This is a genomic window from Pseudomonas sp. HLMP (assembly GCF_046365545.1).
In the GTDB taxonomy this organism is placed as follows: domain Bacteria; phylum Pseudomonadota; class Gammaproteobacteria; order Pseudomonadales; family Pseudomonadaceae; genus Aquipseudomonas; species Aquipseudomonas guariconensis_B.
Genome location: NZ_JBDLLR010000001.1, coordinates 378,327 through 402,246 on the forward strand (window position 1 = coordinate 378,327; position 23,920 = coordinate 402,246).

General features: G+C 64.9%; 24 protein-coding genes and 1 pseudogene. 10 read left to right on the forward strand and 15 right to left on the reverse strand.

Annotated features, from left to right (window positions below; all coding sequences use genetic code 11):
* The first annotated feature begins 47 nt into the window (after nucleotides 1-47).
* Nucleotides 48-902: an RNA polymerase sigma factor RpoH gene (rpoH, locus tag ABFA30_RS01905; RefSeq protein ID WP_225787561.1), complete on the forward strand. Its 855-nt coding sequence runs from the start codon at nucleotides 48-50 to the stop codon at nucleotides 900-902.
* A gap of 212 nt (nucleotides 903-1,114) precedes the next feature.
* On the opposite strand, the pseudogene mtgA reads toward rpoH, so the two are convergent.
* Nucleotides 1,115-1,854, reverse strand: a pseudogene (gene mtgA / locus ABFA30_RS01910) (monofunctional biosynthetic peptidoglycan transglycosylase); the annotation flags it as partial.
* A gap of 37 nt (nucleotides 1,855-1,891) precedes the next feature.
* Here mtgA and ABFA30_RS01915 point away from each other — a divergent pair.
* The 4 genes from ABFA30_RS01915 to trmB all read left to right on the forward strand — a co-directional run bounded on the left by ABFA30_RS01915 (nucleotide 1,892) and on the right by trmB (nucleotide 4,145).
* Nucleotides 1,892-2,263: a DUF423 domain-containing protein gene (locus ABFA30_RS01915; protein ID WP_225787559.1), complete on the forward strand. Its 372-nt coding sequence runs from the start codon at nucleotides 1,892-1,894 to the stop codon at nucleotides 2,261-2,263.
* Nucleotides 2,264-2,366: 103 nt separating this feature from the next.
* On the forward strand, nucleotides 2,367-2,567 hold the full coding sequence (gene thiS, locus ABFA30_RS01920; RefSeq protein ID WP_225787558.1) for a sulfur carrier protein ThiS: 201 nt from the start codon (nucleotides 2,367-2,369) through the stop codon (nucleotides 2,565-2,567).
* Nucleotides 2,568-2,618: 51 nt separating this feature from the next.
* Nucleotides 2,619-3,413 carry a thiazole synthase gene (locus ABFA30_RS01925; RefSeq protein ID WP_253100168.1) on the forward strand — a complete coding sequence of 265 codons (795 nt, stop codon included), beginning with the start codon at nucleotides 2,619-2,621 and terminating at the stop codon, nucleotides 3,411-3,413.
* A 9-nt stretch (nucleotides 3,414-3,422) separates the two neighbouring features.
* The gene (trmB, locus tag ABFA30_RS01930; protein ID WP_225787556.1) at nucleotides 3,423-4,145 is read left to right on the forward strand and encodes a tRNA (guanosine(46)-N7)-methyltransferase TrmB; all 723 of its coding nucleotides are present in this window, start codon (nucleotides 3,423-3,425) and stop codon (nucleotides 4,143-4,145) included.
* 607 nt (nucleotides 4,146-4,752) lie between these two features.
* Here trmB and ABFA30_RS01935 read toward each other — a convergent pair.
* From ABFA30_RS01935 to ABFA30_RS01975, 9 genes are all read right to left on the reverse strand, one after another.
* Nucleotides 4,753-5,079: a DUF3392 domain-containing protein gene (locus ABFA30_RS01935; protein ID WP_003257821.1), complete on the reverse strand. Its 327-nt coding sequence runs from the start codon at nucleotides 5,077-5,079 to the stop codon at nucleotides 4,753-4,755.
* Between the two features lie 9 nt (nucleotides 5,080-5,088).
* On the reverse strand, nucleotides 5,089-6,303 hold the full coding sequence (gene hemW, locus ABFA30_RS01940) for a radical SAM family heme chaperone HemW (protein ID WP_253100165.1): 1,215 nt from the start codon (nucleotides 6,301-6,303) through the stop codon (nucleotides 5,089-5,091).
* Complete coding sequence (gene rdgB, locus ABFA30_RS01945; protein ID WP_225787554.1) at nucleotides 6,300-6,896, reverse strand: RdgB/HAM1 family non-canonical purine NTP pyrophosphatase; 597 nt, start codon at nucleotides 6,894-6,896, stop codon at nucleotides 6,300-6,302. Before rdgB ends, hemW begins: the two co-directional genes overlap by 4 nt.
* The gene (locus ABFA30_RS01950; RefSeq protein ID WP_225787553.1) at nucleotides 6,893-7,327 is read right to left on the reverse strand and encodes a DUF4426 domain-containing protein; all 435 of its coding nucleotides are present in this window, start codon (nucleotides 7,325-7,327) and stop codon (nucleotides 6,893-6,895) included. Before ABFA30_RS01950 ends, rdgB begins: the two co-directional genes overlap by 4 nt.
* A gap of 56 nt (nucleotides 7,328-7,383) precedes the next feature.
* Nucleotides 7,384-8,004 carry a methionine biosynthesis protein MetW gene (metW, locus tag ABFA30_RS01955; protein WP_225787552.1) on the reverse strand — a complete coding sequence of 207 codons (621 nt, stop codon included), beginning with the start codon at nucleotides 8,002-8,004 and terminating at the stop codon, nucleotides 7,384-7,386.
* A 7-nt stretch (nucleotides 8,005-8,011) separates the two neighbouring features.
* Entirely contained in the window at nucleotides 8,012-9,151 is a 1,140-nt protein-coding gene (locus ABFA30_RS01960; RefSeq protein ID WP_225787551.1) for a homoserine O-acetyltransferase, read from the reverse strand.
* 90 nt (nucleotides 9,152-9,241) lie between these two features.
* A complete protein-coding gene (locus ABFA30_RS01965; protein WP_225787550.1) occupies nucleotides 9,242-9,832 on the reverse strand; it encodes a YggT family protein in 591 nt (196 codons plus the stop codon).
* Nucleotides 9,833-9,842: 10 nt separating this feature from the next.
* Nucleotides 9,843-10,661, reverse strand: a complete 819-nt coding sequence (proC, locus tag ABFA30_RS01970; RefSeq protein WP_368815396.1) for a pyrroline-5-carboxylate reductase — start codon at nucleotides 10,659-10,661, stop codon at nucleotides 9,843-9,845.
* A gap of 38 nt (nucleotides 10,662-10,699) precedes the next feature.
* On the reverse strand, nucleotides 10,700-11,386 hold the full coding sequence (locus ABFA30_RS01975) for a YggS family pyridoxal phosphate-dependent enzyme (RefSeq protein ID WP_225787548.1): 687 nt from the start codon (nucleotides 11,384-11,386) through the stop codon (nucleotides 10,700-10,702).
* A gap of 65 nt (nucleotides 11,387-11,451) precedes the next feature.
* On the opposite strand from ABFA30_RS01975, the gene ABFA30_RS01980 reads away from it, so the two are divergent.
* Complete coding sequence (locus ABFA30_RS01980) at nucleotides 11,452-12,450, forward strand: type IV pilus twitching motility protein PilT (protein WP_410045103.1); 999 nt, start codon at nucleotides 11,452-11,454, stop codon at nucleotides 12,448-12,450.
* A 103-nt stretch (nucleotides 12,451-12,553) separates the two neighbouring features.
* Here the strand turns inward: ABFA30_RS01980 and ABFA30_RS01985 are convergent, their stop codons facing one another.
* Complete coding sequence (locus ABFA30_RS01985) at nucleotides 12,554-13,195, reverse strand: C40 family peptidase (RefSeq protein ID WP_225787546.1); 642 nt, start codon at nucleotides 13,193-13,195, stop codon at nucleotides 12,554-12,556.
* Nucleotides 13,196-13,364: 169 nt separating this feature from the next.
* Here ABFA30_RS01985 and ABFA30_RS01990 point away from each other — a divergent pair, with 169 nt between their 5' ends.
* The gene (locus ABFA30_RS01990; RefSeq protein ID WP_225787545.1) at nucleotides 13,365-13,784 is read left to right on the forward strand and encodes an NINE protein; all 420 of its coding nucleotides are present in this window, start codon (nucleotides 13,365-13,367) and stop codon (nucleotides 13,782-13,784) included.
* A 112-nt stretch (nucleotides 13,785-13,896) separates the two neighbouring features.
* Here the strand turns inward: ABFA30_RS01990 and ABFA30_RS01995 are convergent, their stop codons facing one another.
* The 3 genes from ABFA30_RS01995 to ABFA30_RS02005 form a co-directional block, all read right to left on the reverse strand.
* Nucleotides 13,897-14,598 carry an SPOR domain-containing protein gene (locus ABFA30_RS01995; RefSeq protein ID WP_225787544.1) on the reverse strand — a complete coding sequence of 234 codons (702 nt, stop codon included), beginning with the start codon at nucleotides 14,596-14,598 and terminating at the stop codon, nucleotides 13,897-13,899.
* 1 nt (nucleotide 14,599) lies between these two features.
* Complete coding sequence (gene argS, locus ABFA30_RS02000; protein WP_253079860.1) at nucleotides 14,600-16,336, reverse strand: arginine--tRNA ligase; 1,737 nt, start codon at nucleotides 16,334-16,336, stop codon at nucleotides 14,600-14,602.
* 118 nt (nucleotides 16,337-16,454) lie between these two features.
* Nucleotides 16,455-18,674: a primosomal protein N' gene (locus tag ABFA30_RS02005; protein ID WP_410045104.1), complete on the reverse strand. Its 2,220-nt coding sequence runs from the start codon at nucleotides 18,672-18,674 to the stop codon at nucleotides 16,455-16,457.
* Between the two features lie 169 nt (nucleotides 18,675-18,843).
* On the opposite strand from ABFA30_RS02005, the gene rpmE reads away from it, so the two are divergent.
* From rpmE to ABFA30_RS02020, 3 genes are all read left to right on the forward strand, one after another.
* Nucleotides 18,844-19,059 (forward strand): 50S ribosomal protein L31, encoded by a 216-nt coding sequence (gene rpmE, locus ABFA30_RS02010; protein WP_225787541.1) that lies wholly within the window; start codon nucleotides 18,844-18,846, stop codon nucleotides 19,057-19,059.
* Between the two features lie 2 nt (nucleotides 19,060-19,061).
* Nucleotides 19,062-19,883 (forward strand): thermonuclease family protein, encoded by an 822-nt coding sequence (locus ABFA30_RS02015; RefSeq protein WP_225787540.1) that lies wholly within the window; start codon nucleotides 19,062-19,064, stop codon nucleotides 19,881-19,883.
* Between the two features lie 177 nt (nucleotides 19,884-20,060).
* Nucleotides 20,061-21,329, forward strand: a complete 1,269-nt coding sequence (locus ABFA30_RS02020) for a malic enzyme-like NAD(P)-binding protein (RefSeq protein ID WP_225787539.1) — start codon at nucleotides 20,061-20,063, stop codon at nucleotides 21,327-21,329.
* A gap of 135 nt (nucleotides 21,330-21,464) precedes the next feature.
* Here ABFA30_RS02020 and ABFA30_RS02025 read toward each other — a convergent pair whose 3' ends face one another.
* The gene (locus tag ABFA30_RS02025) at nucleotides 21,465-23,918 is read right to left on the reverse strand and encodes a penicillin-binding protein 1A (RefSeq protein WP_410045105.1); all 2,454 of its coding nucleotides are present in this window, start codon (nucleotides 23,916-23,918) and stop codon (nucleotides 21,465-21,467) included.
* Nucleotides 23,919-23,920 lie beyond the last annotated feature (2 nt).

Consider the following 23,920-nt stretch of genomic DNA (forward strand, 5'->3'; position numbering starts at 1 on the left):
TTGGCAGTGCCCAAAAGGCACGAGTTCAGTGAGTCGGAGGTTCTTGAATGACCACTTCGTTGCAACCTGCTTATGCCCTGGTTCCCGGTGCAAACCTGGAAGCCTATGTGCACACGGTCAACAGCATCCCCCTGCTGACGGCCGAGCAGGAGCGTGAACTGGCCGAGCGTCTCTACTACGAGCAGGATCTTGAGGCCGCTCGGCAAATGGTGATGGCCCACCTGCGTTTCGTCGTACACATCGCCCGTAGCTATGCAGGCTACGGCTTGGCCCAGGCCGACCTGATCCAGGAAGGCAACGTCGGCCTGATGAAGGCGGTAAAGCGTTTCAACCCGGAAATGGGCGTGCGTCTGGTGTCCTTCGCGGTGCACTGGATCAAGGCCGAGATCCACGAGTTCATCCTGCGCAACTGGCGCATCGTCAAGGTGGCCACCACCAAGGCCCAGCGCAAGCTGTTCTTCAACCTGCGTAGCCAGAAGAAGCGCCTGGCCTGGCTGAACAATGACGAAGTCCATCGCGTGGCCGAAAGCCTTGGCGTCGAGCCTCGCGAAGTGCGCGAGATGGAAAGCCGCCTGAGCGGCCAGGACATGGCCTTCGACCCAGCTGCCGAAGCCGATGACGACAGTGCCTTCCAGTCGCCAGCGCATTACCTGGAAGACCACCGCTACGACCCGGCCCTGCAACTGGAGGATGCCGACTGGAGCGACAACTCCACCAGCAACCTGCACGATGCCCTGCAAGGCCTGGACGAGCGCAGCCGCGACATTCTCTATCAGCGCTGGCTGGCCGAGGAAAAAGCCACCCTGCACGAGCTGGCGGAGAAATACAGCGTGTCGGCGGAGCGTATTCGTCAGTTGGAGAAGAACGCGATGAACAAGGTCAAGGCGTTGATCGCGGTCTGATCGACGGCTGGGCTGGATCGATAGAACCGCTTGTCTTATGGGCAGGCGGTTTTTTATGCCTGGCATTTCAAGGTGCCTGAACTGGCCCTATCGCTGGCAAGCCAGCTCCCACAGGGTCCGAGTCGATCACGCATGATATGGATTGCAGGGTCATGTGTGGGGCTTGCCAGCGATAGGGCCAGGCAGGGCAGGGGCAGGGTGGTGCAGGAGTATCAAGGCCTGCGCGATGCCTCCAGCTGCATCAGGTAGCTGGCCCCGCCCAACTGGCTCATTTGCCGGCGGATCCAGCCGGCCCGGCTGGCCACGTAGGCGCTGGGCCGGCTGGCGCTCCACTTGATCGGGCTGGGCAGTACGGCCGCCAACTGGCTGGCCTGCTGGCGGGAAAGGCGGCTGGCATCGATGCCGAAGTGGTAGCGTGCGGCCGCCTGGGCGCCGAACACACCTGGCCCCCATTCGGCACTGTTCAGGTAGATCTCGAGGATCCGCTCCTTCGACCAGAACAGCTCGATCAGCCCGGTGAACCAGGCCTCCAGCCCCTTGCGCAGCCAACTGCGACCGGACCACAGGAACAGGTTCTTGGCCACCTGTTGGGTGAGAGTGCTGGCGCCGCGCAGGTTGCCGCCGCGTTCGTTATGGGCGAGGGCCGCCTGGATGGCCGGGATGTCGAAGCCCCAGTGGCTGGCGAACTTCTGGTCTTCGCCGGCGATGACCGCGACCTTCAGTTCGTCGGAGATCCGCGCCCAGGGCGTCCAGTCACGCTGCAGGTCGATCGGCTCGCCGGCCATCCACGACTGGACCTTGCGCTCGACCATCAGTGCCGTGCCCGGAGGCGGTACCCAGCGCAGCGCCAGGACCAGCACGATGCTGCCGGCGGCGAACCAGAGCAGGGCGCGGACGAGGCGGCGGATGAGGGATGACAGCATGGCGATGGCTTGGCCGGAACCTGTGGAGCGGGCCATTATACAGACCCCACCCGAGGAGTCGTCCCCATGCTTCGCAGCTTCCTGATGCTCGCCGCGTTCTTTGGATTCACTGGTGTCGCCCTGGGGGCTTTCGCCGCCCACGGCCTGAAGAGCCGGCTCACGGCCGATTACCTGGCGATCTTCCACACCGGCGTGACTTATCAACTGGTCCACGCCCTGGCCCTGCTCGGCGTCGCCGTGCTGTCGACGCACTTGCCCGGACGCCTGGTGGGCTGGGCCGGCGGTCTGTTCGCCGTGGGCATCGTGCTGTTCTCCGGTAGCCTCTATGTGCTGACCACCAGTGGCCTGGGCAAGCTTGGCATCATCACCCCCATCGGTGGCCTGTGCTTTCTCGCCGGCTGGCTGTGCCTGGGGCTGGCGGCGTGGCGATTGAGCTGACCAAGTGGTCCACAATCACGACTAATGGCCGCTCGTGCCCTTGGGTTCGAGCGCTGATCGGGGCTAGAATGCGGGCCCCCAAAGAACAATGGTGGCCGTGCGCATGCGCATTCAATTGAACGGTGAACCTTACGAATTGCCCGATGGCGAGAGCGTCGCGGCCCTGCTGAACCGCCTGGAACTGGCCGGTCGCCGGGTAGCGGTGGAGCTCAACCTGGATATCGTGCCGCGCAGCCAGCACGACAGCACGCTGCTCAACGACGGCGACCAGGTCGAAGTGGTCCATGCCATCGGTGGCGGTTGATCCGTCGGCGATTCACCTGCAAGCCCCGTAACCTTTTCCAGAGGAACAACGATGAGCAACGTTCGTAGCGACAAGCCCTTCACCCTGGCCGGGCGCACTTTCCAGTCGCGCCTGCTGGTCGGTACCGGCAAGTACCGTGACATGGAAGAGACCCGCCTGGCCATCGAGGCCTCGGGTGCCGAGATCGTCACCGTCGCCGTGCGCCGTACCAACATCGGCCAGAATCCGGGCGAGCCGAACCTGCTCGACGTGCTGCCACCGGACCGCTACACCATCCTGCCGAACACCGCCGGCTGCTACGACGCCACCGAAGCGGTGCGTACCTGCCGCCTGGCCCGCGAGCTGCTGGATGGCCACAACCTGGTCAAGCTGGAAGTCCTGGCCGACCAGAAAACCCTGTTCCCCAACGTGATCGAAACCCTCAAGGCTGCCGAAGTGCTGGTCAAGGACGGTTTCGACGTGATGGTCTACACCAGCGACGACCCGATCATCGCCCGCCAACTGGCCGAGGCCGGCTGCATCGCAGTGATGCCGCTGGCTGGCCTGATCGGCACCGGCCTGGGGATCTGCAACCCCTACAACCTGCAGATCATCCTTGAGGAGTCCAAGGTCCCGGTACTGGTCGATGCCGGCGTGGGCACCGCCTCCGACGCCACCATCGCCATGGAGATGGGCTGCGAGGCCGTGCTGATGAACTCGGCCATCGCCCATGCCCAGCAGCCGGTGCTGATGGCCGAGGCCATGAAGCATGCCATCGTCGCTGGTCGCATGGCCTACCTGGCCGGGCGCATGCCGAAGAAACTCTATGCCAGCGCCTCGTCGCCGCTGGAAGGTCTGATCAAGTAAGAGCCCCTGATGACTGAATCGCAAGAAACGCCGATCACCACCGACGGCGAAGCGCGCCCCCACCGCCGTATCAAGAGCTTCGTGATGCGTGCCGGGCGCATGACCGAAGGCCAGCAACGCGGTCTGGAACAGGGCGGCCCCCTGTTCATCCTGCCCCTGGCCGACAGCCCGGTGGACTACGACCAGGTGTTCGGCCGTTCGGCGCCGCGCACCCTGGAGATCGGCTTCGGCATGGGCCATTCCCTGCTGGAAATGGCCGCTGCCGCGCCTGAACAGGACTTCATCGGTGTCGAGGTGCACCGTCCAGGTGTCGGCGCGCTGCTCAACGGCGTGCTGACCCAGGGCCTGAAGAACCTGCGGGTGTACGATTGCGACGCCATCGAGGTGCTCAACCGCTGCGTGGCCGACAACAGCCTCGACCGGCTGATGCTGTTCTTCCCCGACCCTTGGCACAAGGCGCGCCATCACAAGCGCCGCATCGTCCAGCCGGAATTCGCCGAGCTGGTGCGGCGCAAGCTCAAGGTCGGGGGCGTGTTCCACATGGCCACCGACTGGGAGCCCTATGCCGAGCACATGCTGGAGGTGATGAGCGCCGCGCCGGGGTATCGCAACCAGGCCGCCGACGGTACCTATGTGCCGCGCCCGCAAGAGCGCCCGATCACCAAGTTCGAACGCCGTGGCGAGCGGCTGGGGCATGGGGTGTGGGATCTGAAGTTCGAGAAGCTGGGTTGAGTGGCTTGGGCTGACGCCACACTGCCTGCGTAATGCAATAAAAAAACCGCCTTTGAAAGGGCGGTTTTTTTTGCAATGACGGATTGAGAGGCCGTCAATGCGGATGCTTCACTGGAAATCAATCACAGCGTCGATGATAGAAAGCATCGAGTGGGGCGTCAATTGAGTTGACATATCCAGCAGTAGTTAATTGCCTTCAGGCAAAGCAGTTCCGCGTATTATCGGCCCTGCTCTCATGTGAGTGGATCCAATGAAAGGGCTGGGTAGGCGAAGGATTTTGCTGTCTAGCCCCTTCGACACGGCCTGAGAACCGTGCCGGTGATTTTCTTCGAAGGGCCATCAACCTGGCCACTTCACTGGAAATCAATCACATGGATTCCGAAAGCATCGACGTACCGGCTAGATGCTGGAAGATTGGCCCAGCCAACACGGAGGCCAAGGCATATGAAGCGTTTGCTTGATACGCTGAGCCGCGTGTGGAAGCTCATTCGGGTCCTGACTGTGCTCAAGACCGCGCGGGATTTCATGCGTGATCACTTCGACGATTCCCTCTAGGGGATAGTCGGCGTGGAGAGGCCGCCCTGGTATTCCAGGGCGGCTTTTAGGATCACCCCCGCCGATCGGCCACCACGCCGATCAACACCAGCACCACCAGCAGCACCGGCGCCAGGGCATAGTTGTTGAACTGGCTCAGCCCCTTCACCACCCAAGGCGTTGCATAGATCAGCGCCGCACCGCTGCCGATCATCACCAGCAGGGCCATGAATGGCACGCGCAAGGCGCCAGCCAGGCCGCCCAGGCGCTGTTCCACCCAGCCCTTGATATCGGTGCCGAACAGCACCAGCAGGCAGCCTACCAGGGCCAGGGAGATCTCCGAGAGGTTGCTGCGGCTCCAGCGAGAAACGGTCGCGAGCAGGTCAAGTACCAGGTCCATGGGTCATCCTCAGGTCAAGAAATACTGCAACAGGTCATTGAGGAACAGCTGGCCTCGCGGCGTTGCCGCCAGTCGATCCGGTTCGACCTGCAAAAGGCCCTTTCGTTCGGCCTCGCGGCGCGCCTCGGCGAGTTGCTCCAGCGGCAGGCCGGTGCGCAGGGTGAAAAGCTCGGCTTCCACGCCTTGGGTCAGGCGCAGGGCGTTCATCAGGAACTCGAAGGGCAGCTCGTCGGCTGGCAGCAGCTTCTCGCCGGCCTTGAACGGCTTGGCCGGGTTCAGGTAGTCCTTGGGCAGGCGAGTCTTCCAGGTGCGCAGGATGCGCCCATCCGGGAACGACAGCTTGCCATGGGCCCCCGCGCCGATGCCGATGAAGTCGCCGAAGCGCCAGTAGTTGAGGTTGTGCTGTGCGGCGCGGTCCGGCTGGGCATAGGCCGATACTTCGTACTGCTGGTAGCCCTGGGCGGCCATCAGGGCCTGGCCCGCCTCCTGGATATCCCAGAGGATGTCGTCTTCGGGCAGCTCCGGTGGCTGGCTCCAGAACACCGTGTTGGGCTCCAGGGTCAACTGGTACCACGACAGGTGGGTCGGCCCCAGGTCGATGGCTTGGCGCAAGTCGCCCAGGGCGTCGTCCAGCGACTGGTCGGGCAGGCCGTGCATCAGGTCCATGTTGAAGTTGTCGAAGCCCGCAGCGCGCGCCATGCCGGCGGCACGCACGGCCTCGTCACCGTTGTGGATGCGCCCGAGCTTTTCCAGTTTCGCCGGCTGGAAACTCTGCACGCCGATGGACAGCCGGTTGATCCCGGTCTGCCGGTATGCCTTGAACTTGTCCTGCTCGAACGTCCCGGGGTTGGCTTCCAGGGTGATCTCGATGTCAGGCGCGAACGGCGTGCGCTGCTCCACGCCGCGCAGCAGGCGACCCAGCGCATGTGCGCTGAACAGGCTCGGCGTGCCACCCCCGAAGAAGATCGAACGGATCGGGCGCCCCTGCACGGCGGGCAGTTCCTGGTCGAGGTCGGCGAGCAGGGCGTCGACGTAGGCTTCTTCCGGCAGGTCGGGGCCTGCCTGGTGAGAGTTGAAGTCGCAATAGGGACACTTGCGCACGCACCAGGGGATATGGATGTACAACGCCAATGGCGGGAGTTCCGGCAGTGCCAGGTGTGGCGCTGGCAGGCCGGAACCAGCCGCCCCGGGGTGGAGCAGCTGGATGGACGGCTTGTCGGTCATGCCAGGCCCAGGCGCTGACGCAGCAGGGCCATGGCGCGGGCGCGGTGGCTGAGCTGGTTCTTGTCGACGGGGGCCAGGTCGGCGCTGGAGCAATTGCGCTCCGGTACCCAGAACAACGGGTCGTAGCCGAAGCCGTGCTCGCCACTGGCTTCGAACAGGATGCGGCCATGCCACAGGCCTTCGCAGAGGATCGGCAGTGGATCCTCGGCATGGCGCACCAGGGCCAGGACACAGACGAACTGTGCCCCGCGCTGTTCGGCCGGCACGTCCTTCAGGGCCTCGAGCAGCTTGGCATTGTTCGCCGCGTCGCCCTTGCCATCGGCATAGCGCGCCGAATAGATGCCCGGCGCGCCGCCAAGGTGATCCACCGCCAGCCCCGAATCATCGGCCAGGGCCGGCAGGCCGGAGATGCGCGAGGCGTTGCGCGCCTTGAGGATGGCGTTCTCGACGAACGACAGGCCGGTCTCCTCCGGCTCCACCTGGCTGAACTCGCCGATCGAGCGCAGGTGCACGGAGGTACCGAGCATGGCCTGGAGTTCCTTGAGTTTGCCGGCGTTATGGCTGGCCAATACGAGTTGCTGGAAATTCATCATTCGCCTGGGAACACTTCCTGGTTGAAGCTGAGTTTGTGACTGACGCCGCCGGTTTCGACATTCACGTCGAAGGTCAGGGTTTCCGACTGGTCGATCTTGAACTGGGCGATGTAGTACACCGCGCCCTGGTCGGTGATCTGCTTGAACGACAGCGCGCTGCTGCGCCCCGTGAGGTCTCGCACCGTGCCGCTGACCACCGCCATGCCCGGCTTGCCGCCCTTGAGCACGGTGATGTTGAGCACGCCCTGGTTCTTGCTTCGGGTCAGGCCCGTGGCAGCGGCCACCTCGGGTTGCAGCATGCTCGAGGTGAAGGCGCTGTAGTGGACCGTCACGTCGCCGAAGACTTCCTTGCGCTCGGGCTTGGCGGCATCGGCAGCCAGGACCGGCAGCGCCAGGCACAGGCTGATCAGGAAAAGAGCTAGACGACGCATGGTGCGGTTCCTCCAGATTGATGGGGCAGCGCGAAGCCGGCCCCGCGATCGTGTGCTCAGACCGCGACCTGATGTTCCTGCAGGCCCGGGCTGCTGACCCGATAGATGCCGATCTCCCCTAGAAGATTAGGCCAAAGCCGGCCGGCCCACCCGTTGCGGTGCAGATGGTCGACCGCCAGCCGGTCGAGGACCTTGGCCTGGCGCTCGTGGCACAACTGCTCGAAGTCGGCGAAGGTGCAGAAGTGGATGTTCGGGGTGTTGTACCAGGTATACGGCATGAAGTCCGAGACCGGCATGCGGCCTTTGGTCGCCAGGTACCAGCGGCAGCGCCAGTGGCCGAAGTTGGGGAAGGTGATGATGCACTCGCGGCCCACCCGCAGCATCTCGTCGAGAATGCGGTCGGGGTACTCCACGGCTTGCAGGGCCTGGGTCATGACCACCACGTCGAAGCTGTTGCTGGCGAAGTTGCCCAGGCCCTTGTCCAGGTCCTGCTCGATCACGTTGACGCCCTTGGCCACGCAGGCGGCGATGTTGTCGGGGTCGATCTCCAGGCCATAGCCGGTGACGTGCTTGCGCTCGCGCAACGAGGCCAGCAGCTCGCCATTGCCGCAGCCAAGGTCCAGTACCCGGCTGCCGGCGGGGATCCAGTCGTGGATGATTTCCAGGTCGGCTCTCATGCTGTCCTCAGATGGCGATGCGGTTCATGTAGTTCGAGAAACCCTGCATGTAGCGAGGTGTGGGGATCAGGAAGGCATCGTGCCCGTAAGGTGCATCGATCTCCAGGTAGCAGACGTTCTTGCGCGCCGCCATCAGGGCGTCGACGATCTCCCGCGAGCGGGCCGGGGAGAAGCGCCAGTCGGTGGTGAACGACATGATGCAGTAGTCCGCCGTGACGTGGGCCAGGGTGGCGGCCAGGTCGCCGCCATGGGCTGCGGCCGGGTCGTAGTAGTCCAGGGCCTTGGTCATCAGCAGGTAGGTGTTGGCGTCGAAGCGGCCGGAGAACTCCTCGCCCTGGTAGCGCAGGTAGCTCTCGACCTGGAACTCGACGCTGTGAAAGTCATAGTTGAGCTTGTCGCTCTTGAGCTCGCGGCCGAATTTCTCACCCATGGAGTCGTCGGACAGGTAGGTGATATGCCCGACCATGCGTGCCAGCATCAGGCCGCGCTTGGGGATCACGCCCTGGTCCTGGAACGAGCCGCCATGGAACTCCGGGTCGGTGAGGATGGCCTGGCGTGCCACTTCGTTGAAGGCGATGTTCTGCGCCGAGAGCTTGGGCGCCGAGGCGATGTCCACGCAATGGCGAACGCGGTCCGGGTAGCTGATGGTCCACTGCAGCGCCTGCATGCCGCCCAGGCTGCCACCGACCACCGCTGCCCATTGCCCGATGCCCAGGCGATCGGCCAGGCGCGCCTGGCTGTGTACCCAGTCTTCCACGGTCAGTACCGGGAAGTCGGCGCCGTAGGGTTTGCCGGTGGCCGGGTTGATGCTGCTGGGGCCAGTGCTGCCGTTGCAGCCGCCGAGGTTGTTCAGGCTGACCACGAAGAAGCGGTTGGTGTCGATCGGCTTGCCCGGGCCAATGCAGCTGTCCCACCAGCCCGGCTTGCGGTCGGTAGGCGCATGGTAGCCGGCGGCATGGTGATGGCCGGACAGCGCATGGCAGATCAGCACGGCGTTGCTGGCGGTGCTGTTGAGGGTGCCATAGGTTTCGTAGATCAGTTCGTAGGTGGCCAGGGAGCGGCCACAGGCCAGGGCCAGCGGTTCATCGAACCGGGCAATCTGCGGTGTTACCAGACCGACGGAATCTTCGGGAAGGACAGTGGACATCGACCCTGCTCACGCTTGACGGAGGCGTAAGTCTAAAGAGGGCCACCCCCAGCGGCAAGCGAAGGCTTGCCACCGGGGGCGTCGGTCGAATCAGATCATCCGCCACAGCTCCTGGGGCATGCCGGCGTAGGCTGCCAGAGGGGGCATGACGAACGACTGGATCACCTGGATGGCAATGAAGGCGAAGATCGGCGAGATGTCCATGCCGCCCAGGCTGGGGATGAGCCGGCGGAACGGCGCCAGTACCGGTTCGCTGATCTGGTAGGCCAGTTGCGCCGCCGGATTGTGGCTGTTGGGTGCGACCCAGGAGACGATCACCATGACGATCATCGCGACCCAGAAGATCTTCAGGAACAGCGAGGTGACGCCGATGATGGCCCACATCAGCAGGTGCAGCACGTCGCCGAAGGTGCCGTAGCTGACCATCAGCACGAACGCCATCAGCAGCGCCTGGATCACCACCGACAGCAGCAGGGACGAGGTGTCCAGGCCGCCGATGCTGGGAATAATGCGACGGATCGGCTTGAGCAGCGGCTGGGTGGCGCGTACCGCGAACTGGCTCAGGGGGTTGTAGAAGTCGGCCTTGACCATCTGCAGCACGAAGCGCAGCAGGACGATCACCAGGTACAGGCTGACCAGGGTTTGCACCACGAAGATCGCGGCGCCGGACAGTGCATTCATCGACAGCTCCTTATTTGCCCAATTGTTCGGCCAGCTCGGCGGAACGCTTCGCCGCGGCCTCCAGCGCCTGCTCGACGATGGCCTCGAAACCGTTGCCCTGGAACGACGTGATCGCCGCCTCGGTGGTGCCGGCCGGCGAGGTTACCCGGCGCCGCAGCTCGGCGGCGTCCACGTCGCTGGACACGGCCATGCGCGCGGCACCCAGGGCGGTCTGCAGGGTCAGTTGGGACGCGATTTCGCGCGGCAGGCCGAGTTTTTCGCCGGCGGCGGTCATGGCCTCGATCAGCAGGAAGAAGTAGGCCGGGCCACTGCCGGATACGGCGGTGACGGCGTCCAGTTGCTGCTCCTGTTCCAGCCACAGGGCGGTGCCGACGGCGCGCAGCAGTTGCTCGGCCTGCTGGCGCTGCTCGGCCGATACCTCGCCGGTGGCGTACAGGCCGCTGACGCCCTGGCGCAGCAGCGCCGGCGTATTGGGCATGCAACGCACCACCGGGCGGGCGCCGAGCCAGGCTTGCAGGCTGGCGCAGGTGATACCGGCGGCGATGGAAACGATCAGCTGGCCCGCCTCGAGGTGCGGCTGCAGGGCCTGGCACACGGCTTTCATGACCTGCGGCTTGACCGCCAGGACGATCACGTCGGCGCCGGCGATGGCCTGGGCGTTGTCTTCGAAGGTTGCGATGCCGTGTTCGGCCTGGAGCCGTGCGCGGGTCTCGGCGCCTGGGTCGCTGGCGCGGATCTGCGCGGCGTCCAGGCCCTGGGCACGCAGACCGCCGATCAGGCTGGCGGCCATGTTGCCGGCGCCGATAAAGGCAATACGTGTCTTGCTCATGTCAGGTCCTTGAGGGAAAGAGTGAGTAAAGCATGGATTCAGGCGTGCCCGTAGTCGCGGGCACCGAACAGGGCGGTACCGATACGGACCCAGGTCGCTCCCTGGGCGATCGCGGCTTCCAGGTCGTGGCTCATGCCCATGGACAGGGTGTCGAGCTCCAGCCCGAGGCTGTCTTGCAAGTGGCGCAGGGTGGCGAAGGCGGCCTCTTGCGCGGCGCGTTCCTCGGTAGGCTCGGGGATCGCCATCAGCCCGCGCAGGCGCAGGCCGGGCAGGGTGGCGACGGCCTTGGCCAGGGCAGGCAACTCGTCCGGGGCGCAGCCGGACTTGCTGTCTTCGCCGCTGACGTTCACCTGCAGGCAGATGTTCAGTGGCGCCAAGCCGGCGGGGCGCTGTTCGGACAGGCGTTGGGCGATCTTCAGGCGGTCCACGGAATGTACCCAGTCGAAATGCTCGGCGATTGCACGGGTCTTGTTCGACTGGATGGGGCCGATGAAGTGCCAGGTCAAGGGCAGGTCGCGCAAGGCTTCCTGTTTGGCCAGGGCTTCCTGGAGATAGTTCTCGCCCACGTCGACCACGCCGGCGGCATGGGCTTGGCGGATGGCGCTGGCCGGCTTGGTCTTGCTCACCGCCAGCAGCTGGATGCTGGCCGGGTCGCGTCCGGCGGCCTTGGCCGCGCTGGCGATGCGGGCGGCGAGGGCGGAAAGGTTGTCTGCTATGGTGGACATGGATCGGTGCCGACGGCTCAGTGGTCTGCGGCATTCTACCTGCTTGATGGCCTTTGGGGAGTCTCATGGACGTGACCGACCTGTTGGCCCGGGCCGTGGCTGCGGGGGCTTCCGACCTGCACCTGGCCGCGGGCGAAGTACCGATGCTGCGCCTGGATGGTGAATTACAACGCCTGGAGCTGCCACGCCTGGCGCCGCAAGCCCTCACCGAGGGCATGGCGCCCTTGCTCGAAGAGTCGCAGCGGCGCGAGTGGGCGGCTGGCGACGAACTGGACCTGGCGCTCACGCTGCCGGAGCTGGGGCGCTTTCGCCTGAACCTGTTCCGGCAGGGCAATGGGCCGGGGGCGAGCGTCCGCTTGCTGCCGGCCGGCATCCCGAGCGTCGATGCGCTGGGGCTGAATGAAGTATTTCAATCTGTTGCGCAATTGCATGACGGGCTGGTACTGATCGGTGGGCCGACCGGCAGTGGCAAGTCATGCACCGTGGCGGCCCTGGTCGACCAGCTCAATCGCCAGCGGGCGCTGCATATCATCACCCTGGAAGACCCCATCGAAGTCATCCACAGCGGGCAGCGCAGCCTGGTCAACCAGCGGGAGATCGGCCGACATTGCCGCAGCTTCGCCCACGGCCTGCGCAGCGCCCTGCGCCAGGACCCGGACGTGATCGTGATCGGTGAGCTGCGTGACCTGGAGACTATCCGCCTGGCCCTGCGCGCGGCGGAAACCGGGCACCTGGTGTTGGCGACGGTGCATACCCGCTCGGCGGTGAACAGCATCGATCGGCTGGTGGAGGTGTTCGCTGCCGAGGAGAAGCCGCTGGTGCGGGCGATGCTGGCGGAGTCGCTGCGCATGGTGGTGGCGCAGGTGCTGGTCAAGCGTATTGGCGGTGGTCGGGTGGCGGCGCGGGAGGTACTGGTGGCCACGCCGGCGGTGCGCAACCTGGTGCGCGAGGGGCGGGTGACGCAGCTGTATTCGATGATGCAGGCCGGGGCGGCGGCGGGGATGCGGACGATGGAGGCGGCGATGCAGGGGTTGAGGGACCAGGGCTTGGTTGGAGCGCTCTAGTGCCTGTGCCACGACAAGCCTGTGCAGCCTGCAAGTCACATCATTTTGGCTCGACTCTTTGGGGCGCGAAGCGGCCCCAAAGGACGCCGATGCCGGGGGCGGATCAGCGCTTGGCCAGGCTCAATACCTGGCTTTCCTGTTCCTTCGGCAGTACCCGCTTGGCGACCACGTAGTGCTTCTGCCAGTACGGCTTGTTCAGGTTGTCGATGCTCACCCGCTTGCCGCGCCGGGGCGCGTGGATGAAGCGGTCGTTGCCCAGGTAGATGGCGACGTGATTGACCCGGCGGCTCTTGATGTTGAAGAAGATCAGGTCACCCGGCTTGAGGTCACTGCGGGCTACCTTGATACCATGCCCGTGGGCCATGGCATTGGAAGTGCGCGGCAGGTCGACGTCGGCCACGTCGTTGAAGGCATACTTGACCAGCCCGCTGCAATCGAAGCCCTTGCTCGGGCTGCTGCCGCCCCAGCGATAGGGCGTACCGAGGACATTCACGGCGCGGCTGAGCACGTCGCTGCTCTGCTTGGCCGACATCGCGGCGATCGGCAGGTTGCCGGGGGCCTTGGCGGCATTGCTCGGGCGGGCACGCAGGGTGCTGTGCTTGACCGGCGCGCGTTTCACCGTGCTGCTGGCATTGGTGGTATAGCCGGTGAACCCGTTGGGAAGGCGTTGCTCACGGTTGGTGGCGTGGGCGGCCAATGGCAATAAAAGGCAGAGGGTCAGCCATGTCTTGAAGAAAGGCGGCATAGTTGAAGCTCTTTTGTATTATCTAGGTATGTGTTGGCGCGCAACTTTATAACAGCTTTTTGATCAAATTCTGATCCGTTGGTCGATGCGCCGCTGCCATACGTCGGCTTCTCGCGAAAAAGTCACATTTTTCCTTAGAAAATTTTCCGCTAACCCCTGGGAGCTATGAATGAACAGTTATCAACAGGGCGTGCCGTTCCACGACACCCACAGCAAGGTCCTCGGCTATCTGCTATGGATCTTCGGCTTCACCGGCTCGCACCGCTTCTACTACGGCAAGCCGATCACCGGGACGATCTGGTTCTTCACCTTGGGCCTGCTCGGCATCGGTTGGCTGATCGACCTGTTCCTGATCCCGTCGATGGACCGTGAGGCCGACATGCGCTTCCAGTCCGGGCGGGTGGACTACAACCTGGCCTGGATCCTCCTGACCTTCCTTGGCATATTCGGTGCGCATCGCCTGTACCAGGGCAAATGGATCAGTGCCCTGATCTACCTGTTCACAGGCGGTCTGTTCCTGCTGGGCGTGCTGTACGACTTCTGGACCCTCAACAGCCAGATCTCCCAAGTCAACGCCGAACGCCGCTAGGAAAGCCGCAGGTTGCCATGGCCGTGCTCGGCTCATATGAGCGCCGCCTGCTTTTGCTTGCCGCTTGCAGTTAAAAAAGGCCTTGTAGCTGAGAGCGACAAGGCCTTGGTCTTCATTGCTGGCGGGTCTGCCTGCGCTGCAAGAGCAGGTTGCTGAAACCCGCACCTGCCAGCTGCTTCTGCGCCACGGTCAGCTGTTCGCGGTTGCTGAACGGGCCGACCAGCACGCGGTACCAGGTTTCCTCTTTCACCGTCCCCGACTCCACCTTGACCGACTGGCCGAGCAGGATGATCTGCGCACGGACCTTGTCGGCGTCGGCCTGCTTGCGGAACGAGCCGGCCTGGAGGAAGAACTGGGTGGTCGCCGCCGGCTTGATGACCGGTGGCGCCGGCGGTGGCGTCTGCCCCATCAGCGCAGCCTGGGCCCTGGCCGTGTCGATCTTCGCCGCTTCCTCAGGCGTCACCGGCTTGACCGGCTGGGCCGGTACTGGCGGCGTTTTCTCCGGCACGGCCTCGGGTGGCACGATGACCTCGGACTCCGGCAGCAGCGTGTAGAAGTCGTATTTCGGCTTGACCGGCTGCTGCGGTGCCGGCGCGGTGGCCTTGGCGCTTTCGGCGACCTTGGCTGGCTTCTGCTGTTCGGGCTTGGTGCGCTTGATGTCTTCGCTACCCGGTTCGAGCTTCATCAGAAAAACGATGAAGGCGCCGACAGTCAGGCCGACCGCCAGCCATATCCAGCCAGGGATCGGCTGCTTGGCCGGGGGCTGGTAGCGGCTGGCGCCACGCTTGGGGGCGGGTTTCTTCTTGGCAGCCAACTTACATGCGCTCCAGGGTTTCCAGGCCGAGCAGTTCCAGGCCCTGCTTGAGGGTGCGACCGGTCAGGGCCGCCAGGCGCAGGCGGCTCTGCTGTTGCTCGGCGGTTTCCGCCGTGAGGATCGGGCAGTTCTCGTAGAAGCTGGAGAACAGGCCGGCGATGTCGTACAGGTAGCTGCACAGCACGTGCGGCGTGCCCTTGTCGGCCACGCTGTTGAGCACTTCGCCGAACTGCGCCAGGCGCGCGGCCAGGTCCTGCTCATGGGCCGCCTGCAGCACGATCTTGCCGTCGACCTCGTCGAAGCCCTTGCCCAGCTTGCGGAACACGCTGGCCACGCGGGTGTAGGCATACAGCAGGTAGGGCGCGGTGTTGCCGTCGAAGTTGAGCATCAGCTCGAAGTTGAAGCTGTAGTCGCTGGTCCGGTGCTTGGACAGGTCGGCGTACTTCACCGCGCCGATGCCGACCACTTCGCCGATACGGCGCAGCTCGTCCTCGGACAGGCTCGGGTTCTTCTCCTTGACCAGCGCGTAGGCGCGCTCCTTGGCTTCGGTGAGCAGGTCGATCAGCTTCACGGTGCCGCCGTCGCGGGTCTTGAACGGCCGGCCATCGGCGCCATTCATGGTGCCGAAGCCCATGTGTTCCATCTGCATCGGGTGGCCAACGAAGCCGGCGCGGCGCGCCACCTCGAACACCTGGTTGAAGTGCAGGGCCTGGCGCTGGTCGACGAAGTACAAGGCTCGGTCGGCCTTGAGCACGTTGCTGCGGTAGCGCACCGCGGCCAGGTCGGTGGTGGCGTAGAGGTAGCCGCCATCGGCCTTCTGCACGATCACCGGCAGCGGCTCGCCCTCGGTGTTCTTGAATTCGTCGAGGAACACGCACTGGGCGCCCTGGTTCTCGACCAGCAGGCCTTTGGCCCTGAGGTCGGCGACCACGTTGGCCAGGTCATCGTTGTAGGCGCTCTCGCCCATCACGTCGGCCATGCTCAGCTTGACGTTGAGCAGGTCGTAGGTCTTCTGGCAGTGGGACAGGGAAATGTCCTTGAAGCGTGTCCACAGCGCCATGCAGTCCGGGTCGCCGGCCTGCAGCTTGACCACCAGGCCACGGGCGCGGGTAGCGAACGCCTCGGACTCGTCGAAGCGCTTCTTCGCGGCGCGATAGAAGTTCTCCAGGTCCGACAGCTCGTCGCTGGTGATCGGGTTCTCTTCCAGGTAGGCCAGCAGCATGCCGAACTGGGTGCCCCAGTCGCCCACGTGGTTCTGGCGGATCACCTGGTCGCCGAGGAACTCCAGGACGCGGGCGACGCTGTCGCCGATGATGGTCGAACGCAGGTGGCCGACGTGCATCTCCTTGGCCAGGTTGGGTGCCGACATGTCGATCACCACCTTCTCGGCGGGGCCGGCCTTGCGCACGCCCAGGTGGTCATCGGCCAGGGCTGCGTCCAGGCGGCTGGCCAGGCCGTCGATGTTCTGGAAGAAGTTGAGGAAGCCCGGGCCGGCGATCTCGACCTTGCTGATGTCGTCGCTGGTCGGCAGGGCGGCGATGATCTTGTCGGCCAAGTCGCGCGGCTTCATGCCGGCGGGTTTGGCCAGCATCATGGCGATGTTGCTGGCGAAATCGCCGTGGGTCTTGTCCCGGGCGTTTTCCACCTGGATCGCCGGCGTCAGCCCTTCAGGCAGCACACCGTCGGCGACGAGTTGGGTGAGGGCTTGCTGGATCAGCTGGCGAATGGTGTCTTTCATGGGGGTCTCTTTTCGACCGCAAGCGCGGTAGGGCGCTTCGATGCGCAGGTGGAAAAACTGAACATTATCCGTTCCCGGAGCCGGGTTGCCAACCTTTCGGCTTCTTGCAGCTTGCCGCTCAATAAAGATCCACCGGGTCCACATCCAGCGACCAGCGCACCTGGCGTCCCGACGGCATCTGCTCCAATGCCAGCAACCAGGCGCTGATCAGCCGATGCAATGCTCCCCGGGCATTGGCCTGCAACAGCAACTGTGCCCGGAAGCGCCCGGCGCGGCGCTCCATGGGCGCGGGGACCGGGCCGAGCAGCTCGATGCCCTGCAGGCCCTGTTCGGCCAGCAAGCGTTCGGCGGCGCTGCAGGCCTCGTCGAGGAAACCCTCGGCCTGGCCCGGCTTGTGCGCCTCGGCGCGCAGCAGGGCGAGGTGGGCGAAGGGGGGCAGGCCGGCGGCGCGGCGCTCGCTCAGGGCCTGCTCGGCGAAGGCGAAGTAGCCTTGTTCTGTCAGTTGCACCAACAGAGGGTGCTCGGCCAGGTGGGTCTGGATGATCACTTTGCCGGGGTCTTCGGCGCGCCCGGCGCGGCCAGCCACCTGGACGATCAACTGGGCCATGCGCTCGCTGGCGCGGAAGTCGCCGGAAAACAGGCCGCCATCGGCATCGAGAATGGCGACCAGCGTCACCCGGGGGAAATGATGCCCCTTGGCGAGCATCTGGGTGCCGACCAGGATGCTCGGTTGCCCGCGCTGGATGGTGGTGAACAGGTTGTGCATGGCGTCCTTGCGCGCGGTGCTGTCGCGGTCGACGCGCAGCACCGGGTAGTCCGGGAAGAGGACCTTCAGGCGCTCCTCTGCACGCTCGGTCCCCGCACCTACCGGGCGCAAGTCCACATGGGCGCATTGCGGGCACTGCTGTGGCAGGCGCTCGTCATGGCCGCAATGATGGCAGCGCAGCACGCCGGAACGCTGGTGCACGGTCATCCGCGCATCGCAGCGCGGGCACTCGCTGAGCCAGCCGCAGTCATGGCACAGCAGGGTCGGGGCGAAGCCGCGGCGGTTGAGGAACACCAGCACCTGCTGGCCCGCCGCCAGGGTCTGGCCGATGGCCTGTTGCAGCGGGCCGCTGATGCCGCTGTCCAGCGGTCGGCTGCGCACGTCCAGGCGCAGCAGCCGTGGCGGTTGTGCGCCGCCGGCGCGTTGGGTCATGCGCAGCAGGCCATAGCGGCCGCTGTGGGCATTGTGCAGGCTCTCCAGCGAGGGCGTGGCGGAGCCGAGGAGGATGGGGATGTTCTCCTGGTGGGCGCGCACCACGGCCAGGTCGCGAGCATGGTAACGCAGGCCTTCCTGCTGTTTATAGGAGCCGTCGTGTTCTTCGTCGATGATGATCAGCCCCGGATGCTTCATCGGCGTGAACAGCGCCGAGCGCGTGCCGATGATGATGTCGGCCTCGCCATCGCGGGCCGCCAGCCAGGCATCGAGGCGCTCGCGGTCGCCCACTGCCGAGTGCAGCAGGGCGATGCGGGCGTTGAAGCGCTGCTCGAAGCGCGCCAGGGTCTGCGGCCCGAGATTGATCTCGGGGATCAGGATCAGCGCCTGCTTGCCTGCTTCGAGGGCCTCGCGGATCAATTGCAGGTAGACCTCGGTCTTGCCACTGCCCGTCACCCCGGCCAGGAGGAAGGCGTGGAAACTGCCGAAGCCCGAGCGCACGGCGTCGAACGCGGCTTGCTGTTCGTCGTTCAGCGGCAGTTCCGGCTGGGCCAGCCAATGTTCGTGGCGGGAAGGCGGCAGGTGGCGGCGTACTTCCACCTGGACCAGCTCCTTGGCCAGCAGCAGATCGAGGCTGTCCTTGTTCAGGCCGAGCTTGCCCAGCAGGCTGTGGGCCACGCCATGGGGGTGCTGGGACAGGGTCTTGAGGGCATCGCGTTGGCGTGGCGCACGGGCGATGCGCGGGTCTTCCAGGCGGGCACCGGGGGCGACATGCCAGAAGCGCTCCTGGCGCATCTGCGCCGGTTCTCCCTGGCGCAGCAGGGTCGGCAGTGCCCAGTTCAGGGTGTCGCCGAGGCTGTGCTGGTAGTACTGGGCGGTCCACAGGCACAGCTTGAACAGTGCCGGTGGCAGTGGCGAGACCGGGTCGAGCAGGGCCGTGGCCGGCTTGAGCTTGTCGGCCGGCACCTCGCTCTTGTCGCAGACTTCCACCAGTACGCCGATCATTTCGCGGCGGCCGAACGGCACGCGGATGCGCATGCCTGGCGTGAGTGCCTGGCGGGCCATGCTCGCCGGCGCCCGGTAGTCGAACAGGCGACGCAGGGGCGAGGGCAGGGCAAGGCGCAGGATGACGTCGGACACGCGGAAGGTCTCTGGAGGGTATTTCGGAAATCACGCGAGACTAGCAGACGACGGTCGGTGCTCGCGACAACTTGCGTTGGCGCAACGCTCTGGTATTATTCGCCGCCTATTTCCGTGCGGTATTCAACAATTGGTGTTGGGTGGCGGCACGCAGCTCGAGGAAGTGACGATGAAACCAGAAATTCACCCGAATTACGAAGTAGTTGCGGTCACCTGCAGCTGCGGTAACAAGTTCGAGACCCGTTCGACCCTGGCCAAGCCGCTGGCAATCGACGTCTGCTCCCAGTGCCACCCGTTCTACACTGGCAAGCAGAAGGTCTTGGACACCGGTGGTCGCGTACAGAAGTTCGCCGATCGCTTCGGTATGTTCGGTACCAAGAAGTAATCATGCGCATGGCGAATCCTTCGGGTTTCGCGCTGCTGTGGAAAAAGGCGCCCCTCGTGGGCGCCTTTTTCATGGGCGCGATCTGGCATGTTCCGGCGCTGGCCTTCTGCCCACTGCCCGACAAGGTACAGCAGGTAGCGGTGCGCCAGGTGGTGGATGGCGACACCCTGCGCCTGAGCGACGGGCGCAGCGTACGCCTGATCGGCATCAATGCGCCCGAGATCGGCCGCAAGGGCCGTACCAGCGAACCCTATGCCGAGGCTGCACGGCGCCGCCTGCAGGCGCTGGTCAAGGCCAGCGACGGCCGTGTCGGGCTGCTGCCGGGTGTCGAAGCGAAAGACAAGTACGGGCGCACCCTGGCGCACATCTATGGGCGCGATGGCGACAATTTCGAGGCACGGCTGCTCAGCGAAGGGCTGGGCTACCGGGTTGCGGTCGCTCCCAACGTCAAGCTCGCCGGCTGCCAGCAGCAGGCCGAACAAGCTGCCCGCACCGTGCGGGCGGGGCTCTGGCGGCAGTCGCCGGTCATCCGCGCCAGCGACGTGCGCCAATCAGGGTTTGCCGTCATCGGCGGCAAGATCCGCGGTATCGAGCGCAATCGTGGCGGGATCTGGCTGGAGCTGGACGATGCCGTGGTGCTCCAGGTTCCCGCTCGTCTACAACGCAACTTCCCCTCAGGCTTCTTCGATAACCTCAAGGGACGCCAGGTCGAGGCGCGCGGCTGGGTCGTGGATCGCTCCCGCAAGGGCGGGTTGAAGCCGGGGCAGCGACGCTGGGTATTGCCATTGACCGATCCGAGCATGTTGGAGCGCATTTCAGGCTAAAAAATTGTAGACATTACGCTGATGAATTGTACACACTGAGGCCGTATGCCCCGCGGGTTATAGCGTAAAGTCGTAGGCTGAAGGCCTTGACAGAAGTGACCGGGCAGTCTTGTGGCCCCCCGGCTCTTTGCGTATCCTCGGCGGTCCGTCAGAACAGTAAATAGCGGAATGCCCACCATGTCAGACCTGAAAACCGCCGCTCTCGAATACCACGCTCAGCCTCGTCCGGGGAAACTGAGCGTCGAGCTCACCAAACCCACCGCAACCGCCCGCGACCTGGCCCTGGCCTACAGCCCGGGCGTCGCCGAACCGGTGCGCGAGATCGGCCGTGATCCGGAACTGGCCTACCAATACACCGGCAAGGGCAACCTGGTCGCCGTGATTTCCGATGGCACCGCCATCCTGGGCCTGGGCGACCTCGGCCCGCTGGCCTCCAAGCCGGTCATGGAAGGCAAGGGCGTTCTGTTCAAGCGTTTCGCCGGCATCGATGTGTTCGACATCGAAGTCGACTCGGAAAGCCCACAGGCCTTCATCGATACCGTCAAGCGCATCTCCATCACCTTCGGCGGCATCAACCTTGAAGACATCAAGGCGCCGGAGTGCTTCGAGATCGAGCGTACCCTGATCGAGCAGTGCGACATTCCCGTGTTCCACGATGACCAGCACGGCACCGCGATCGTTACCGCGGCCGGCATGATCAACGCCCTGGAAATCGCCGGCAAGAAGCTCGAAGACGCCAAGATCGTCTGCCTGGGTGCCGGTGCTGCCGCCATCTCCTGCATGAAGCTGCTGGTGAGCATGGGCGCCAAGGTCGAGAACATCTTCATGATCGACCGCAGCGGCGTGATCCACGCTGGCCGCGACGACCTGAACCAGTACAAGGCGCAGTTCGCTCACGCCACCGACAAGCGCACCCTGGCCGATGCCCTGGAAGGTGCGGACGTGTTCGTCGGCCTGTCCGGCCCGAACCTGCTGAGCCCCGAAGGCCTGAAGTCCATGGCGCCGAACCCGATCGTGTTCGCTTGCTCGAACCCGGACCCGGAAATCAAGCCGGAGCTGGCCCACGAGACCCGCAGCGACGTGATCATGGCCACCGGTCGTTCCGACTACCCGAACCAGGTCAACAACGTGCTGGGCTTCCCGTTCATCTTCCGTGGCGCCCTGGACGTACGTGCCAAGCGCATCAACGAAGAGATGAAGATCGCTGCCGCCATCGCCCTGAAGGACCTGGCCAAGCTGCCGGTACCGAAGGAAGTCTGCGACGCCTATGGCGTGCAGGCGCTGGAGTTCGGCCGTGAGTACATCATTCCGAAGCCGATGGACCCACGCCTGATCACCGTCGTTTCCGACGCCGTGGCCAAGGCGGCCATCGAGTCTGGCGTGGCGACCCTGCCGTATCCGCAGCACTACCCGCTGCAGAGCGTGGACGAAGTCTTCAACGGCTAACGGCACGCAAAAAAGAACCGGCTCATATGAGCCGGTTTTTTTTTGCTTCGAGCTTCGATCTGCAAGAGGTGTTGCGCAGGCTTCGATACCTTGCTCGGCATCTGGCTCAGCGCAAGACAGCTTGCAGCGTGTAGCTCAGAAGAGATCCATAGGCGCCGTCTCGTCGGCTGGCAGTGGGCTGCCGGGTACGACGCCATTGCCCAGTTCGTCCATCGAAGGCGGCGAGTCCTCGGCCTTGAACAGTTCGAAGTAGGCATTCGGTGTGCTCGGCGTAGCCGCCCGGCCGCTGATCGGGTCGACCCGCAGGCTGAGGATGCCTTCCGGCTCGGCCGGGGCATGTTCTGGCTTGTCCTTGAGCGCGGCGCCCATGAAGTTCATCCAGATCGGCAGCGCAGCGGTGCCGCCGTACTCGCGGCGACCCAAGGTTTCCGGTTGGTCGAAACCGACCCATACGGTGGTGACGTAGTCGGCGTTGTACCCGGAGAACCAGGCATCCTTGGACTCGTTGGTGGTGCCGGTCTTGCCCGCCAGGTCGCTGCGGCCCAGGGCCAGGGCGCGGCGGCCGGTGCCGCGCTTGATCACGTCCTGGAGCATGCTGGTGAGGATGTAGCTGGTGCGCCCGTCGATGATGCGCTCGGCCACCGCCGGCAGCTGGGGTGGCGGCGCCACCTGGCCAAGGGCCGACGGTGCCTCGCCGGGCAATGCCTCGGTGCTGATCGGCTGCTCCGGCGCGGCGAGGTCGGCCTGGTCCTCGTTGGCCTGCGGTACCCGTGCCGGGTTGGCGGTGAACAGGGTCTCGCCGTTGCGGCTCTCGATGCGCTCGATCAGGTACGGATTGATCTTGTAGCCGCCATTGGCGAAGGCGCTCCAGCCGGTAGCGATCTCCATCGGCGTCAGCGTCGCGGTGCCCAGGGCCAGCGATAGGTTGCGGGGCAGGTCCTGCTTGTTGAAGCCGAACTTGGCGATGTAGTCGATGGTGCGGTCCACGCCCATGGCTTGCAGCAGGCGGATCGACACCAGGTTGCGCGACTTGTACAGCGCCTCGCGCATGCGGATCGGGCCGAGGAAGGTATTGGTGTCGTTCTTCGGGCGCCAGACCTTGTCCAGGTACTCGTCGACGAACACGATCGGCGCATCGTTGACCAGGCTGGCGGCGGTGTAGCCATTGTCCAGCGCGGCGCTGTAGACGAATGGCTTGAAGCTCGAGCCTGGCTGGCGCTTGGCCTGCATCGCACGGTTGTAGTTGCTCTGCTCGAACGAGAAACCACCCACCAGGGCGCGAATGGCGCCGCTGTACGGGTCCAGGGTGACCAGCGCGCTCTGCGCACCAGGTACCTGGCTGAACTTGAGCGTGCCGTCGTCCAGGCGCTGCACGCGGATCAGGTCGCCGATCTGGGCCACGTCCGCGGGCGATTGCGGCGAGCGCCCCTGGGCATTGCTGTTGAGGAAGGGGCGGGCCCACTTCATGGTTTCCCAGGCCACGTCCTGTTCCTCGCCGTTGCGGGTCAGCACCTTCAGGCCGGCCTTGTCGACCTGGGTGACGATGGCCGGCTCCAGGCCGCCAAGCGTGCGCTGCTTGGCCAGCTCCTGCAGCCAGGCGGCGCGGGTCTTGCCCGGGAAGCGCGACTCGGGGCCCCGGTAGCCGTGGCGCTCGTCGTAGTCGGACAGGCCATCGAGTACGGCCCTGTTGGCCATCTCCTGCATGTCGCTCGGCACCGTGGTGGTGACGCGGAAACCTTCGGTGTAGGCGTCGCTGCCATAGCGCCCGACCATTTCGGCACGGGCCATCTCGGCGATGTAGGGGGCGTTCACTTCCGGTGTCGGCACGTGGTAGCTGGCGTTCAGGGGCTCGGCCAGGGCTGCCTGGTAGCTGGCTTCGTCGATCTTGCCGAGCTTGTACATTCGGCCGAGGATCCAGTCGCGTCGCTCCTTGGCACGCACCGGGTTGGCCAGCGGGTTGAAGCGCGATGGCGCCTTGGGCAGGCCGGCGATCATGGCCATCTGGGCCAGGCTCACGTCCCGGATCGACTTGCCGTAGTACACCTGTGCGGCGGCCTCGATGCCGTAGGCGCGGTTGCCCAGGTAGATCTTGTTGACGTACAGCTCGAGGATCTCGTCCTTGGTCAGTTCGCGCTCGATCTGCAAGGCCAGGAGGATCTCGTTGGTCTTGCGCGAGAAGCTGCGCTCGCTGGTGAGGAAGAAGTTCTTCGCCACCTGCATGGTGATGGTGCTGCCGCCGGTCTGGATATGGCCGGACTTCACCAGCTGGGTCGCGGCACGCATCAGGCTGCTCGGGTCGACCCCGTAGTGATTGAGGAAATTGTCGTCCTCGGCTGACAGAAGTGCCTGGATGAACTGCGGGGGAATATCCGCGAAACGGATCGGCGAACGCCGCATTTCGCCGAACTCGGCGATCAGCTTGCCGTCGCTGCTGTACACCCTCAGGGGGATCTGCAACTGGATGCTTCTAAGGGACTCGACCGAGGGCAGGCTGGGGCTAAGATACAGAAACGCACCGCTCACACCGAGTACGAGCGCACAGATGACTGCGACGAAAGACCACCAGAAGAACTTCAGCAGGCGTATCAAGG